Origin of the sequence: Pseudomonas fragi, from assembly GCF_002269505.1 — a bacterium.
GTDB lineage: Bacteria > Pseudomonadota > Gammaproteobacteria > Pseudomonadales > Pseudomonadaceae > Aquipseudomonas > Aquipseudomonas fragi_D.
The window spans coordinates 107,889-123,729 of the sequence record NZ_NQKQ01000006.1 but is presented as its reverse complement, the minus strand read 5'-3'; the positions used below and the strand labels follow the sequence as shown (position 1 = coordinate 123,729).

Annotated in this window: 13 protein-coding genes; 11 read left to right on the top strand and 2 right to left on the bottom strand. The window is 60.8% G+C overall.

Annotated features, from left to right (window positions below; all coding sequences use genetic code 11):
* Positions 1-9: 9 nt before the first annotated feature.
* The 10 genes from betB to CJU81_RS07680 all read left to right on the top strand — a co-directional run bounded on the left by betB (position 10) and on the right by CJU81_RS07680 (position 14,314).
* On the top strand, positions 10-1,482 hold the full coding sequence (betB, locus tag CJU81_RS07725; protein WP_095036140.1) for a betaine-aldehyde dehydrogenase: 1,473 nt from the start codon (positions 10-12) through the stop codon (positions 1,480-1,482).
* Between the two features lie 141 nt (positions 1,483-1,623).
* Positions 1,624-3,327, top strand: coding sequence for a choline dehydrogenase (gene betA / locus CJU81_RS07720; protein WP_095036139.1), 1,704 nt, complete (start codon positions 1,624-1,626; stop codon positions 3,325-3,327).
* Positions 3,328-3,555: 228 nt separating this feature from the next.
* Positions 3,556-4,251 carry an RraA family protein gene (locus tag CJU81_RS07715; protein ID WP_095036138.1) on the top strand — a complete coding sequence of 232 codons (696 nt, stop codon included), beginning with the start codon at positions 3,556-3,558 and terminating at the stop codon, positions 4,249-4,251.
* Between the two features lie 106 nt (positions 4,252-4,357).
* Positions 4,358-5,800, top strand: coding sequence for a TldD/PmbA family protein (locus CJU81_RS07710; protein ID WP_095036137.1), 1,443 nt, complete (start codon positions 4,358-4,360; stop codon positions 5,798-5,800).
* Positions 5,800-7,137 carry a TldD/PmbA family protein gene (locus tag CJU81_RS07705; protein WP_095036136.1) on the top strand — a complete coding sequence of 446 codons (1,338 nt, stop codon included), beginning with the start codon at positions 5,800-5,802 and terminating at the stop codon, positions 7,135-7,137. Before CJU81_RS07710 ends, CJU81_RS07705 begins: the two co-directional genes overlap by 1 nt.
* 127 nt (positions 7,138-7,264) lie before the next feature.
* Entirely contained in the window at positions 7,265-8,695 is a 1,431-nt protein-coding gene (mdtD, locus tag CJU81_RS07700; RefSeq protein ID WP_095036135.1) for a multidrug transporter subunit MdtD, read from the top strand.
* Positions 8,696-8,845: 150 nt separating this feature from the next.
* The gene (gene dbpA / locus CJU81_RS07695; RefSeq protein ID WP_228795946.1) at positions 8,846-10,183 is read left to right on the top strand and encodes an ATP-dependent RNA helicase DbpA; all 1,338 of its coding nucleotides are present in this window, start codon (positions 8,846-8,848) and stop codon (positions 10,181-10,183) included.
* 144 nt (positions 10,184-10,327) lie between these two features.
* Complete coding sequence (locus tag CJU81_RS07690) at positions 10,328-11,506, top strand: NAD(P)/FAD-dependent oxidoreductase (RefSeq protein ID WP_095036198.1); 1,179 nt, start codon at positions 10,328-10,330, stop codon at positions 11,504-11,506.
* A gap of 106 nt (positions 11,507-11,612) precedes the next feature.
* Positions 11,613-13,787, top strand: coding sequence for a YccS family putative transporter (gene yccS, locus CJU81_RS07685; RefSeq protein WP_095036134.1), 2,175 nt, complete (start codon positions 11,613-11,615; stop codon positions 13,785-13,787).
* 65 nt (positions 13,788-13,852) lie between these two features.
* Positions 13,853-14,314, top strand: coding sequence for a GNAT family N-acetyltransferase (locus CJU81_RS07680; protein ID WP_095036133.1), 462 nt, complete (start codon positions 13,853-13,855; stop codon positions 14,312-14,314).
* Here CJU81_RS07680 and CJU81_RS07675 read toward each other — a convergent pair.
* Positions 14,305-14,601, bottom strand: coding sequence for a winged helix-turn-helix domain-containing protein (locus CJU81_RS07675; RefSeq protein WP_016782595.1), 297 nt, complete (start codon positions 14,599-14,601; stop codon positions 14,305-14,307). The genes CJU81_RS07680 and CJU81_RS07675 overlap by 10 nt on opposite strands.
* A gap of 138 nt (positions 14,602-14,739) precedes the next feature.
* On the bottom strand, positions 14,740-15,228 hold the full coding sequence (locus tag CJU81_RS07670; protein WP_095036132.1) for a YgjP-like metallopeptidase domain-containing protein: 489 nt from the start codon (positions 15,226-15,228) through the stop codon (positions 14,740-14,742).
* 187 nt (positions 15,229-15,415) lie between these two features.
* Here CJU81_RS07670 and CJU81_RS07665 point away from each other — a divergent pair, with 187 nt between their 5' ends.
* Positions 15,416-15,814: a hypothetical protein gene (locus tag CJU81_RS07665; protein WP_095036131.1), complete on the top strand. Its 399-nt coding sequence runs from the start codon at positions 15,416-15,418 to the stop codon at positions 15,812-15,814.
* Positions 15,815-15,841: the final 27 nt, after the last annotated feature.

Sequence of the window (15,841 nt, the reverse complement as noted above, 5' to 3'; positions counted from 1 at the left end):
GAGGATTTTATGGCCCGTTTCGAACTGCAAAAACTCTACATCGACGGCGGCTACACCGACGCCGGTAGCGACGCTACTTTCGATGCCATCAACCCGGCTAACGGCGAAGTCCTCGCTCAAGTGCAACGCGCTACCAAAGAAGACGTCGAACGCGCCGTTGTCAGCGCTGAAAAGGGCCAGAAAATCTGGGCCGCCATGACGTCCATGGAGCGTTCGCGCATTCTGCGTCGCGCCGTGGAAATCCTGCGCGAGCGCAACGACGAACTGGCCGCCCTGGAAACCCTGGACACCGGCAAGTCGTACTCTGAAACCCGCTACGTCGACATCGTCACCGGCGCCGACGTGCTGGAATACTACGCAGGCCTGGCGCCCGCCATCGAAGGCGAGCAAATCCCGCTGCGCACCACCTCTTTCGCTTACACCCGTCGCGAGCCGCTGGGCGTTGTGGCCGGTATTGGCGCGTGGAACTACCCGATCCAGATCGCCCTGTGGAAATCCGCACCGGCCCTGGCCGCCGGCAACGCGATGATCTTCAAGCCAAGCGAAGTCACTTCCCTGACCACCCTCAAGCTGGCCGAGATTTTCACTGAAGCAGGTCTGCCGGACGGCGTGTTCAACGTCCTGACCGGCAGCGGCCGTGAAGTCGGCACCTGGCTGACCGAGCACCCGCGCATCGAGAAAATCTCGTTCACCGGCGGCACCGACACCGGCAAGAAAGTCACCGCAAGCGCCACCAGCTCGTCCTTGAAAGACGTGACCATGGAACTGGGCGGCAAGTCGCCACTGATCATTTTCGACGACGCCGACCTGGATCGCGCCGCGGATACCGCGATGATGGCCAACTTCTACAGCTCGGGCCAGGTGTGCACCAACGGCACCCGCGTATTTATCCCGACGGCCATGAAAGCCGCTTTCGAAGCCAAGATCCTGGAGCGCGTTGCGCGCATCCGCATCGGCAACCCGGAAGACGAGAACACCAACTTCGGCCCGCTGGTCAGCTTTGCTCACATGGAAAGCGTGCTGGGCTACATTGCCAAGGGCAAGGAAGAAGGCGCCCGCGTGCTGTGCGGCGGTGAACGTCTGACCGAAGGTGACCTGGCCAAAGGCGCATTCGTGGCACCGACCGTGTTCACCGACTGCACCGACGACATGACCATCGTCAAAGAAGAAATCTTCGGCCCGGTAATGAGCATCCTCACTTACGACAGCGAAGAAGAAGTGATCCGCCGTGCCAACGACACCGAATTCGGTCTGGCGGCAGGTGTTGTAACCAAGGACCTGAACCGCGCTCACCGCGTGATTCACCAACTGGAAGCGGGCATTTGCTGGATCAATGCCTGGGGCGAGTCCGACGCAAAAATGCCGGTTGGCGGTTACAAGCAGTCGGGCATCGGTCGTGAAAACGGCATCAGCTCGCTGGCTCAGTACACCCAGATCAAATCGGTACAGGTAGAGCTGGGCGACTACGTTTCGGTGTTCTAAACCTGTCTGACTGATTATCTGTAGTCGCTGCCGCAGGCTGCGATGAAGTCCGCGCAGGCTTCAGGAAAACGGGTTGCTCCGCAACCCTTCGCAGCCTTCGGCAGCGACTACAGGCTTGTTTATTTCCAAGAGGGTGCATTTATGTCCCAAGAATTCGATTACATCATCATTGGTGCCGGCTCTGCCGGTAACACCCTGGCGACCCGTCTGACTGAAGACCAAGGCGTCACCGTGCTGCTGCTTGAAGCTGGCGGCCCGGACTACCGTTTCGACTTCCGTACCCAGATGCCTGCCGCACTGGCATTCCCGCTGCAGGGCCGCCGCTATAACTGGGCCTTCGAAACCGACCCGGAACCACACATGGACGGCCGTCGCATGGAATGTGGCCGTGGCAAGGGTCTGGGCGGTTCGTCCCTGATCAACGGCATGTGCTACATCCGCGGCAACGCGATGGACTACGACGGCTGGGCAAAACTGCCAGGCCTCGAAGACTGGGATTACCTGAACTGCCTGCCATATTTCCGCAAGGCCGAAACCCGCGACATCGGCCCCAACGATTACCACGGTGGCGATGGCCCGGTCAGCGTGACTACTCCTAAAGCCGGGAACAACGTGTTGTTCCATGCCATGGTTGAAGCAGGCGTACAAGCCGGCTACCCGCGCACCGAAGACTTGAACGGCTATCAGCAGGAAGGCTTCGGCCCGATGGACCGTACCGTAACGCCGAATGGCCGTCGCGCCAGTACGGCCCGCGGCTACCTGGACACGGCCAAGCAGCGTTCGACCCTGACTATCGTCACCCACGCCCTGACCGACAAGATCGAGTTTGAAGGCAAGCGTGCCGTTGGCGTGTCTTATATGGTTGGCGACAGCGACACCCGCATCCTGGCCAAAGCGCGTAAAGAAGTGCTGCTGTGCAGCGGCGCCATCGGTTCGCCAACTGTGCTGCAACGCTCCGGTGTCGGCCCGGCCGAACTGCTCAACAGCCTCGATATTCCTGTGGTCCATGACCTGCCGGGCGTCGGCCGGAACCTGCAGGATCACCTTGAGCTGTACCTGCAATACGCCTGCACCCAGCCGGTGTCGCTGTACCCGTCGCTGCTCTGGTACAACCAGCCGGCCATTGGTGCCGAGTGGCTGTTCCTGGGCAAGGGCATTGGCGCCAGCAACCAGTTTGAAGCCGGTGGTTTTATCCGCACCCGCGAAGAATTCGAATGGCCGAACATTCAGTACCACTTCCTGCCGGTAGCGATTAACTACAACGGCAGCAATGGTGTGAAAGAGCACGGTTTCCAGGCGCACATGGGCTCCATGCGTTCGCCAAGCCGTGGCCGGATCAACGTGAAGTCCAAGGACCCGCGTGAGTACCCGAGCATCCTGTTCAACTACATGGCCAGCGAACAGGACTGGCAGGAGTTCCGTGACGGCATCCGCCTGACCCGTGAAATCATGCAACAGCCTGCGCTGGATGCGTACCGTGGCCGTGAAATCAGCCCGGGCATCGACAAGCAGACCGACGAAGAGCTGGATACCTTTATCCGCGAACACGCCGAAACCGCTTTCCACCCGTCCTGCTCGTGCAAGATGGGCACCGACGAGATGGCCGTGGTCGACGCTGAAGGCCGTGTGCACGGGATGCAGGGGCTGCGCGTAGTCGATGCCTCGATCATGCCGCTGATTACAACCGGCAACCTCAACGCACCAACGATCATGATCGCCGAGAAAATCGCCGACAAGATCCGTGGTCGCCAGCCACTGCCACGCAGCACTGCCGACTACTACGTCGCAGGCGATGCGCCGGTACGCGGCAAGCCACTGCGTGAAGTGAGCCGTACCGCGCAATAACAGCAACACCCTGTGGGAGCGGGCTTGCTCGCGATACAAGCGACTCGGTACACCGGGAAATTCGCGGTGATACCATCGCGAGCAAGCCCGCTCCCACAGGTTCCATTCCAGTTTCATCTTGCCCCGCTTGCCCCGGCCTCAACGCAGGCACTACTCTAGTACCTCGCTTCGCGCCACACCCCCCCGCCCCACCCGACATGCCAGCCTTGCCTGGCCAAGAGGTTTTCTATGTTTGATGTTGTCTCTTCGAGCAAATGGCCGACCGGCTTTCTGATTAATCCAAACGCAGAACCTCTCGATCCAAAATGGCTCACCGAATTCAGCAAGATCCCCGCAGCCGCTGTCAGTGACTGTCTGGGCCGCAACGTCGGCGGTCTGGGCCTGAAGTCTTTCCACGGCAATCGTCCGATGTTGGGCAGCGCCCTGACCGTTCGCGTACGTCCGGGCGACAACCTGATGATCCTCAAAGCCATGCAAATGGCCCGCCCTGGCGATGTGCTGGTGATCGACGGCAGCGCCGACCTGACCCGCGCCGTTTTCGGCGGCATCATGCGCGCCATGGCCCTCAAGGCCGGGATTGTCGGCGTGGTGATCAACGGCGCCCTGCGCGACCTCGACGAATGGCAAACCGGCGAACTCCCGGCCTACGCCATCGGCGGTGTACATCGCGGCCCGAGCACTGACGGCGGCGGCGAAATCAACGTCCCTATCTCGTGTGCCGGCATGCTGGTAATGCCAGGCGACCTGATGATTGGCGATGGTGACGGCGTGGTTGCAGCTTCGCGCTCCGAACTGCCTGAATTGCTCAAGCGCTGCCATGACCTGCTGGCCCGTGAACAGGCAACGCTCAAGGCAATCGAAGAAGGCACTCTGGACCCGGACCGTTTTGACGCCATCCTGCGCGCCAAGGGTTGCCCGGTTTAAAGCAGAGCTTTACCCCATGCGCATATCTGCTTTTGCCTTTAGTCCCCTCTCCCTCCGGGAGAGGGCTAGGGTGAGGGGCTGTTGACTCTAACAAGGAGGTCCATGCATGTTCGATTTCTACCCTCAGCTCAAGCAGCGCTTTGACGCGCTGCGCACCCGGGCCGAGTTCTTTTCGTTACGTTATGTACGCGAGTCCGGGCAATACCTGTCGGTACGCAAGAACGTCGCAGAGCCTCCCTCATTCAGTCACGACCAGGGCGCCATGCTCACCGTGCGGTTGCGCGGCATCGAAGCCTACGCCGCCACCAACGACTTGTCCCAAGCCGGTCTGCAGGCCGCGCTTGATCGTGCCGAAGCCCAGGCCCAACTGATCGCCGGGCACGCGCTGCTCAACCTGAGCCAGGAGCCGGTGTCCCATGAGCGCGCGGATTTTTTCTCACCCGATCTTGACCAGGCCTTTCCCTCTCTCAGCGAGTGCTTTGCCCTGCTGGGCGCCGAATCCGCCGCCGTGCCCAAAGACGAGCGGCTGGTGAGCTGGGTAGTTTCACTGGGCCTCAATCACGTCGAACAAATTTACCTGAACAGCGCCGGTGCCGAGCTGCGCCGGGCCCAGCGTTTTGTCTACCCGGGCATGAGCGTCACTGCTTATGACGGCAACGACAGCCAGAGCCGCAGCCTGGGCCGCGAGAACTTTGGCCAGCAAGGTGGCGCCGATGTGATCAGCCGCTGCGGGCTGATCGGTGCTGCCCCCCAGGTCGCCGATCAGGCCCTGCAATTGCTGCTGGCGCCCAATACACCGGTCGGCAAGCGCGACCTGCTGCTGATGCCGGACCAGATGATCCTGCAAATCCATGAATCCATCGGCCACCCGCTGGAACTGGACCGTATTCTCGGTGACGAGCGCAATTACGCAGGCACCAGCTTCGTCAAGGCCAGCGACTTCGGTAGCCTGCAATACGGCTCAAAACTGCTGAACGTGACCTTCGACCCGACTATCCCCGAGGAATTGGCCAGCTACCGCTTCGACGACGACGGCACCCCGGCCTACAAGGAGTTCCTGATCCGCGAAGGCCTGCTGCTGCGCCCGCTGGGTGGCGCGCTGTCGCAATTCCGTTCGGGCCTCGAAGGCGTGGCCAACAGCCGCGCCTGCGGCTGGAACCGGCCGCCGATCGACCGCATGGCCAACCTCAATATCGAGCCGGGCGATCAGTCGCTGGAGCAAATAATTGGCGGTATCGAAAGCGGCATTCTGATGGCCACCAACCGTTCATGGTCGATTGACGATGCGCGCAACAAGTTTCAGTTCGGTTGCGAGTGGGGCCAGTTGATCGAGGACGGTGAGCTCAAGGGCGTGGTCAAGAACCCCAACTACCGGGGCATTTCCGACCAGTTCTGGCGCAACCTCAGCGCCGTGGGCGACGCCAGCACCTTCAAGGTGCTGGGCACGCCGAACTGCGGCAAGGGCGAACCCAACCAGGTCATCCGCGTGGGCCATGCGTCCCCGGCCTGTGTGTTCAGTCAAATTGATGTGTTTGGAGGCGATGCCTGATGAGTACCCCATTGAGTCAGGCCGGGCAGTTCAAGGCGTTGGTCGAGTGGCTGGGCAAAGCGATCCGCCCGCCAGAGCAATTCACCCTGGGCTATGACGGCGAAGCATCGGAATTTATCCGCTTCAACAAGGGCAAGGTGCGTCAGGCCGGGCAGGTGCAGCAGGCCAGTCTGAGCCTGAAGTTGATCCGCGACGGCCGCCATGCCGATGTGAGCCTCACCCTGGCCGGCGAGTCGAACGTCGACAAACAACGCCTGGCCGATGCGCTGCAGCAACTGCGCGACACCTTGCCGTTGCTGCCCGTCGACCCGTATTTACTGCTTAACCCGCAGCCGTGGCACAGCCATGCCGAGCAGAGCCAGCCGCTGCCGGACACGGCCCGGGTTCTGGAAGAAATCCGCAGTGCGTCCAAAGGTGTCGATCTGGTGGGCTTTTATGCCAGCGGCCCGATCAGCTACGGCTACGCCAGTTCCGAAGGCGCTTTTGGCTGGCATCAGGCCAATAGTTTCAACTTCGACTGGAGCCTGTTCCACAGTAACGGGCAGGCCGTCAAAGCCAGCTACGCCGGTGCCGACTGGGACAGCGAGCGTTTCGCCCGACGCATGCAACTGGCCCGCGAGCAACTGAGCTTCCTCGATCGCCCGCTGCACGCCCTGGAGCCCGGTGAATACCGCGCCTACCTGGCCCCGGCCGCGCTGGAGGAAGTGATGAGTATGTTGTGCTGGGGCGGCTTTTCGGCCCAGGCCCTAGCCAGTAAATCCAGCCCGCTGCAAAAGCTCTACGCGGGCGATACGCAACTGAGCCCGCTGGTGTCGTTTGATGAGCAGGTCAGCCAGTCCCTGAGCCCGGCGTTCTCCGGCGAAGGGTACCCGCGCCAGGACTTGTCACTGGTCAAGCACGGCAAGGCCGAGCAGCAACTGGTGAGTTCGCGCAGTGCCGCCGAGTATGGCCTGGAGGTCAATGGCGCGCCGGAACACGAAGCACCGAGTGCACTGGCAATGGCAGCGGGGACGCTGGCGCAGGCCGATATCCTCAAACAGCTGGGCACCGGGCTGTATATCAGCAACCTGTGGTACCTGAACTACTCGGACCAGCCGGCCGCGCGTCTGACCGGCATGACCCGCTTTGCCACCTTCTGGGTCGAGAACGGCGAGATAAAGGCCCCGGTCAACACCATGCGGTTTGATGACAGCGTCTATAGTCTGCTGGGTTCGCAGCTGGAAGCGCTGACGGCCGAGCGTGAACTGCTGCTGTCGGCCAGCACCTACGACCAGCGCCAGACGGCGTCGAACCTGCTGCCGGGGGCGCTGATCAAAAAGCTGACTTTGACGTTGTAATAAAATCTGTAGTCGCTGCCGCAGGCTGCGAAAGATTTGCAGGGCATTTAATAAGACGGGTTGCTCAGCAACCCTTCGCAGCCTTCGGCAGCGACTACAAAGAATGCTCATCATAAAAAGAGGTCCTATGCCCGTACGCCCGGTTCTAAGCCCTGAAACCCTGCGCTGGTTGCCGTGGGTGGTGGCCATTGCGTTTTTCATGCAGTCACTCGACGGCACGATCCTCAACACCGCCCTGCCCGACATGGCCAGCGACCTGAAAGAAAACCCGCTGCGCATGCAGGGTGTGATCGTCGCCTACATGCTCACCGTCGCCTTGCTGATTCCGGCCTCGGGGTGGATCGCCGACCGCTTCGGCACCAAAAAAATCTTCTTCAGCGCCATTCTGTTGTTCAGCTTTGGCTCGTTGCTCTGTGCCCTGTCCGGCACCCTCAACGAGCTGATTGGCGCACGGATCGTCCAGGGCCTGGGCGGCGCCCTGATGCTGCCCATCGGCCGGCTGGTGGTGCTCAAGGCCTATCCGCGCTCGGAACTGGTGCGGATCATGGGCTTTATCACCATCCCCGGCCTGCTCGGCCCGCTGATCGGCCCCACGATGGGCGGCTGGATGGTGCAGTACCTGAGCTGGCACTGGATCTTCCTGATCAACCTGCCCGTGGGCATTCTCGGCTGCTGGGCGGTCTGGCACTTCATTCCGGATTTGCGCGGCAGCGAACGTACCCGTTTCGACGGGTTGGGCTTTGTGCTGTTTGGCGCGGCGATGGTGTTTATCACCATTGCCATGGAAGGCCTGGGCGAGCTGCATATGCCGCATCTGCGCGTGATGTTGCTGCTGTTTGCGGGCATGGCCTGTCTGGCCGCGTACTGGTTACGCGCGGGCAATATCAGCAACCCGCTGTTCTCCCCGGTGCTGTTTAAAACCAAGACCTTCGCAGTGGGCATCCTCGGTAACCTGTTCGCCCGCCTGGGCAGCGGCGCCCTGCCGTTTCTGGTGCCGCTGCTGTTGCAAGTCGCGCTGGGCTATTCCCCGTCGCAGGCCGGGATGAGCATGCTGCCACTGGCCGCGGCTGCGATGCTGGCCAAATGGGTGGCAAGGCCGCTGATCGAGCGCGTGGGGTATCGCACGGTGCTGACGGCCAACACCTTTGCCCTGGGCCTGATGCTGGCCAGCATGGGCCTGGTGACAGAACACACGCCTTATCCGCTGTTGCTATCAATGCTGGCCGTACTGGGGGCGATCAACTCGTTGCAGTTCACCGCCATGAACACCGTGACCCTGATCGACCTCGATGACGCCAGCGCCAGCAGCGGCAACAGTTTGCTGTCGGTAGTGGCGCAACTGTCCCTGAGCCTGGGCGTGGCTTGTGCCGGGGCATTGCTCGGCGGCTTTACCGGGGATGGCGGCAGCGATGGGGTGGACACGGTACTGGGCGCGTTCCAGCTGACCTTCCTGACGGTGGGGATCATGGCGATGCTGGCAGCGGCGATTTTCCTGCAATTGTCACCGCAGGACGGGCGAAAACCCAAGGCCAACTCGGAGCATGAGCTGGAACATTAAGCTGCTTTTTAAGCAGAACTGGATGACATCTCGTCCAGAATGTTCAGGCAAAGGGCATGGGACTGGTACACTGCGCGACATTTTGTTTTGCAGGCCAGTCCCGTGACCACCATTGCCACCGCTTTTAATACTCTGCCTCTGTCCGCCGCCATGCTGGCTAACCTCGACTCCCTCGGTTATGCCCAGATGACGCCGATTCAGGCGCAGAGCTTGCCGGTGATCCTCAAAGGCATGGACCTGATCGCCCAGGCCAAGACCGGCAGTGGCAAAACTGCCGCCTTCGGCATCGGCCTGCTGAACCCGATCAACCCGCGCTTCTTCGGCTGCCAGGCCCTTGTGATCTGCCCGACCCGCGAACTGGCTGACCAGGTTGCCAAGGAAATCCGCCGTCTGGCCCGCGCCGAAGACAACATCAAAGTGCTGACCCTGTGCGGCGGCGTGTCGTTCGGCCCGCAGATCGGCTCGCTGGAGCACGGCGCGCACATCATCGTCGGCACTCCGGGGCGTATCCAGCAGCACTTGCGCAAGGGCTCACTGGTACTGGACGGTCTGAACACCCTCGTACTGGACGAAGCTGACCGCATGCTGGACATGGGCTTCTATGACGCCATCGAAGACATCATTGTCAAAACCCCGGAGCGTCGCCAGACCCTGCTGTTCTCGGCCACCTACCCGGCCGGTATCAAGCAGCTGTCGTCCAAGTTCATGCGCAACCCTCAGCAGGTAAAAGCCGAGGCGCTGCACACTGACAGCCAGATCGAGCAGCGCTTCTACGAAATCTCGCCTGAAGAACGCATGAGCGCCGTGACCAAGGTGCTGGGCCACTTCCGCCCGCAGTCCTGCGTAGCGTTCTGCTTCACCAAGCAGCAGGTGCAGGAAACCGTTGATCACCTGACCTCCAAGGGCATCTCGGCCGTCGGCCTGCATGGCGACCTGGAGCAGCGCGACCGTGACCAGGTACTGGCCATGTTTGCCAACCGCTCGACTTCAGTACTGGTTGCCACCGACGTAGCCGCCCGTGGTCTGGACATCGACGCGTTGGACATGGTGCTCAACGTTGAGCTGGCCCGCGATTCGGAAATCCACATTCACCGTGTTGGCCGTACCGGTCGCGCCGGTGAAAAAGGCGTGGCCATCAGCCTGGTTGCCCCGTCCGAAGCGCACCGCGCCCAGGCCATCGAGCAGTTGCAGAAAGCGCCGCTGAACTGGGAAACCCTGGACACCCTGACCTCTCAGGGCGGCGCTCCGTTGCTGCCGGCCATGAGTACGCTGGTGATCGGTGCCGGTCGTAAAGACAAGGTTCGCCCGGGTGACATCCTCGGCGCCCTGACCGGCGACGCGGGTATCCCGGGTGCCCAGGTTGGCAAGATCGCGATCTTTGACTTCCAGGCCTACGTGGCGGTTGACCGCACCATCGCCAAGCAAGCGGCCCAGCGCCTGAGCGAAGGCAAAATCAAAGGCCGCGTACTGCGCGTGCGGGTTTTGTAAGACGCTTCAAGAGCCCCCTCACCCCAACCCTCTCCCGGAGGGAGAGGGGGAAGATTTACACAGAATTCGAAATCACCTCGATCAAGCTCCCTCTCCCTCCGGGAGAGGGCTGGGGTGAGGGCTGCTTTTAACGAGGACACCGCTTTGCGCTCTACCGACGTTGTGATTATTGGCGCTGGCGCCGCAGGTTTGATGTGCGCGCTGACCGCTGCCGGCCGCGGGCGAAAGGTCATGCTCATCGACCACGCCAACAAGGCGGGCAAAAAGATCCTGATGTCGGGCGGTGGCCGCTGCAACTTCACCAACATGTACACCGAGCCCAATAATTTCCTGTCGCAGAACCCGCACTTCTGCAAGTCGGCCCTGGCCCGCTACACCCAGTGGGACTTCATCGAACTGGTGAGCAAGCACGGCGTGCCTTACCACGAGAAGAAACTCGGCCAGCTGTTCTGCGATAACAAATCCAGCGACATCCTCGAAATGCTCCTCGATGAATGCCAGAAAGCGGGCGTCAGCCTGCACCTGGACACTTCGGTCGAGCAGATCGAAAAAACCGACAACGGCTACAGCCTCAACACCACGCTGGGGCCGGTTGACTGCCAGTCTCTGGTGGTCGCCACCGGCGGGCTGTCGATCCCGACATTGGGCGCGACAGGTTTCGGTTATCAAATCGCCAAACAGTTCGGCCACACCCTGCTGCCAACACGCGCAGGCCTGGTGCCGTTCACCATCACCGATCAGCTTAAAGAAATCTGCACCGAACTCTCGGGCACCTCAGTGGATTGCCTGGTGAGCTGCAACGATCAAAGCTTTCGCGAAAATATCCTGTTCACCCATCGGGGTTTGAGCGGGCCGGCGATTTTGCAGATTTCCTCGTTCTGGAACCCGGGCGACACCGTTGAAATCAACCTGCTGCCCGACCTCGACGCCCTGAGCTGGCTGCAAACCCAGCAGGCGGAACGCCCCAACAGCGAGTTGAAAACCCTGCTGGGTGAAATCTTCACCAAGAAAATGGCCAACCTGCTGGCCGAGCACTGGTTCGAGTCCAAGCCAATGAAGCAGTACACCCCGGCTGAGCTGGCGCTGGTGGCTGACAAACTGGCGAGCTGGAAGGTGGTCCCTGCGGGCACCGAAGGCTATCGCACCGCGGAAGTGACTCTGGGCGGGGTCGATACCCGTGAAGTATCGTCCAAGACCATGGAATCGCTGAAAAGCCCCGGTCTGTATTTTGTCGGCGAAGTGTTGGATGTCAGCGGCCATCTGGGCGGTTTCAACTTCCAGTGGGCGTGGGCATCGGGGTATGCGGCGGCGCAGTTCGTCTGACCCGCCCCCTGCATTAAAAATATTTTTGGTTCGATGTGACAGCCCCATTGCGCTGTCGTCTTATCTGGCTCAAGTTAGCGAATCACGAGCCAGGCACCGCCACTTCATGTCATCGAAAAGCTTTCAGCATTCCTTGCGTCGCCTGTGGGCACTGGACAAGTTCAGTTACAGCGTACGGGTATTTGTCGCCCTGACCGGCAGCATGGCTTTTTGCTGGTATCAGGATGAGATGTCGCTGCTGATCCCGCTGTTTCTGGGGATTATCGCCAGCGCCCTGTCTGAAACCGATGACAGCTGGCAAGGCCGCCTCAATGCCCTGCTGGTGACACTGGTGTGTTTCACCGCCTCGGCCCTGAGTGTCGAGCTGCTTTTCCCCTACCCCTGGCTGATGGTCTGCGCGCTTGCCCTGGCCAGCTTTGGCCTGACCATGCTCGGGGCATTGGGCGAACGCTACGGGGCAATTGCCTCGGCCACACTGATCCTGGCTGTATACACCATGATCGGCGTGGACCAGCGCGGCGGTGAAGTCACCAATTTCTGGCATGAACCCTTGCTGCTGGTGGCCGGTGCGGCCTGGTACGGGATACTGTCGGTGCTGTGGCAGGCGCTGTTCTCCAATCAGCCGGTGCAACAGAGCCTGGCGCGGCTGTTCTGGGAGTTGGGGCTGTACCTGAAGATCAAGTCGGCGCTGTTCGAGCCGATCCGCAAGCTGGACGTGGAAGCGGGCCGGTTGGAACTGGCCCGGCAAAACGGCCGGGTGGTGGCGGCACTGAACACCGCCAAGGAAATCATCCTGCATCGGGTCGGCAACACCCGGCCAGGCTCCAAACTCAGTCGCTACCTCAAGCTGTATTTCCTCGCACAAGATATCCACGAGCGTGCCAGTTCTTCGCACTACCCGTACAACGCCCTGGCCGACGCCTTCTTCCACAGTGACGTGATGTTCCGCTGCCAACGCCTGCTGCGCCAGCAGGGTGTGGCCTGTCAGCGCCTGTCGGAGTCGATCAAGCTGCGCCAGCCATTCGTCTATGACGACAGTTTTGCCGAGGCCCTGGGCGACCTGCACGCCTCCCTCGAACACTTGCGCATCCAGAGCAACCCGGCCTGGCGCGGGCTGTTGCGTTCACTGCGCGCACTGGCCGCCAACCTCGGTACCCTCGATCGCCTGCTGAGCGATGCAAGCAACCCCGACACCCTGGCCGATGCCACCGACAGCAGCCTGCTGGACCGTTCGCCGCGTAACCTCAAGGATGTCTGGTCACGCCTGCGCCAGCATCTGACACCCACCTCGCTGATCTTCCGCCACGCCTTGCGCCTGCCTCTGGCACTGAGCATCGGTTTCGCGATGGTGCACTGGATTCACCCAAGCCAGGGCTACTGGATCATCCTCACCACGCTGTTCGTGTGCCAGCCAAGCTACGGCGCCACGCGGCGCAAGTTCAGCCAGCGGATTATCGGTACCGCCATCGGTCTGGCCGTGGGCTGGGCCCTGTTCGATCTATTTCCCAACCCGCTGGTGCAGTCGATGTTTGCCGTGGTGGCCGGGGTGGTGTTCTTTATCAACCGCACCACGCGCTACACCCTGAGCACGGCGGCCATCACGCTGATGATTCTGTTTTGCTTCAACCAGGTGGGCGACGGCTATGGGCTGTTCCTGCCGCGCCTGTTCGACACTCTGGTGGGTAGCGTGATCGCGGCGGCGGCAGTATTCCTGTTCCTGCCGGACTGGCAGGGCCGTCGCCTCAATCAGGTACTGGCCAATACCCTGAGCTGCAACAGCCAGTATCTGCGCCAGATCATGCAGCAATACGCGCAGGGTAAAAGCGACAGCCTGGCCTACCGACTGGCACGGCGTAACGCCCACAACGCTGATGCCGCGCTGTCGACCACCCTGGCCAATATGCTGATGGAGCCCGGGCACTTCCGTAAGGATGCCGATATGGGCTTCCGTTTCCTGGTCATGTCCCACACCTTGCTCAGCTACTTGTCTGGTCTGGGCGCTCACCGCGACACCCAACTGCCCGCCGAAGTGCGCGAACAGTTGATTGAAGGTGCCGGGAGCAAGATTGCCGAGAGCATCGAGCAGATTGCCCAGGGCCTGGCCACCAAGCAGGCCGTTGCAGTGCAAAGTGACGAGGAAGAGGCCCTGGCCGGCGAGCTTGAACAAATGCCGGACGAAATCGATGAAAACCAGAGGCTGGTACAAACCCAACTGGCACTGATTTGCCGCCAGCTCGGGCCGCTGCGCACCCTGGCCGCACATTTGGTCAAGACACCTTAGGCCTTGGCGCCAGTCGGCATCGCGCCTACTATCGGGGGCATGAACTCGCCAACAAGGACAAGAACGTGACCACCGACTGGCTCTGCAAACACCACAACGACCTGGGCAAAGAACAGCTCTACGCCATTCTCGAATTACGCTCCAAAGTATTTGTCGCCGAGCAGAAATGCGCCTATCAGGACGTCGACGGGCAAGACCTGACGGGCGATACGCTGCATGTGATGGGCTGGCAAGACGACCAGCTAGTGGCTTATGCCCGCATCCTCGACCCCGAGTCCCAGGGCGGTGACGTAGTCATTGGTCGCGTAATCGTTGCCGTCGAGGGGCGCGGGCAAAAGCTCGGGCATGCCCTGCTTGAACAGGCCCTGGAAAACATCGAAGACTACTGGCCGGGACAACCCGTGTTCCTGTCTGCCCAGGCACACCTGCAGCCCTTCTATGAGCAACACGGGTTCAGCACCCAGGGCGAGGTCTACCTTGAAGACAACATACCGCACATCGGCATGCGCCTGATTTCTCAGGGGTAACCCAGCACCTGTTTGATCTGCACCAGATGCCCGCCGACCCAGGCTTTATCCACCGGACCCCAGCTGCGGATCAAATAGCGTCCGGCATGGTTACGGGCGCCGTCCTGCTGTTCAAACTCGCAGATGATGTCCAGATCCGCCAGGGCCGCAATGGTGTCCTGCGCGGTACGGCGCGGCATGCCGGTCACCTCGGTGAGTGCCGGTACGCTGCTGGCGGTCTGGCTGTCGATCAACCAAGCCACATACAGGCGCCGATAAAAACTGCTTTTGGTTTTACTGACTTCCATACAAAACTCCACTCAGGTGCCACGAGAAACCTGTAGTCGCTGCCGCAGGCTGCGATAAGGGCCGCAGGACCTTCGATTGTTATTCCAAAATATGGGAGGCTCTGCGCACCCCATCGCAGCCTCGTACCTCGACAGCGACTACAAGTCACGCCACGTCAGGTAAACGCGCAGATCAAACTCCAGCTGGTGATAACCCGGCAACATGTGCTCGCACAATTTGTAAAACGCCTTGTTGTGGTCTGACTCTTTCAAATGAGCCAGCTCGTGGACCACGATCATCTTCAGAAACTCGGGCGCCGCGTCCTTGAACAACGACGCTACGCGCAACTCTTTCTTGGCCTTGAGCTTGCCACCCTGGACCCGCGAAATAGCCGTGTGCAAACCCAGCGCGCGGTGGGTCAGGTCTAGCCGGTTATCAAACAGCACCTTGTCAAAGGACGGTGCATTACGCAGGTACTCCTGTTTGAGTTCCTGCGCGTAGGCATACAGGGCCTTGTCACTCTGCACCGCGTGACGCTGTGGATAACGTTCGTTCAGGTAATTGCCCAACTGGTCGCGCTCAATCAATTGGCGCACCTGCTCTTGCAAGGTCTGGGGGTAAGCCTGGAGATATTTCAGAACGGTCATGGGCGCCAACGCACAGCGTAAAAGTTCGCCAGTGTAGCGAATTCGATCCCCAGGCGCCCATGTCAGACTTTTACGCCGCCAAAAGGCAGACGTTTCCGAGAAAACACGAGACTCATAAGCGCTGCTTGCGACCCTTAAAGTCACAGGGCTATCTTCACCAGTCGCCGATGATCCCCGTGGAAGAGACATGAAAAAGACGACGCCCGATGATCCCAAAGCCCGTCACACCCCCCGTGATGATCATCAGCATGATGAGGCCACCCGGCGTATTCTCGATACCCTGCTTCAGGCACCGCCTGTTTGCCTGGACAACCTCAAGCCCACCTGTGCACAAAGGGCAGGCAAGAGCTCAGCTTTTGCCGTGCTACCTGATATCCGGGCAATCGAGGCGCTGTGCCATGTGTCGCTGATGCTCAAAAGTGCAGAAGAGGTCTCGGATGAAATCACTGCATATGCCAGCGGCATAGAACGTGGGCTTGTGTGGTCACTGGTGCATTCGGTGGAGATGTCCCGCTCGCTGGTCGATGCCCTGCTCAGGGCAAATGGCGTGGACCCTGAGCAGCTTAAAGCACAACCGTCCCGCTAACCCTGCACAGTGCAGGCTGGCCAGGGG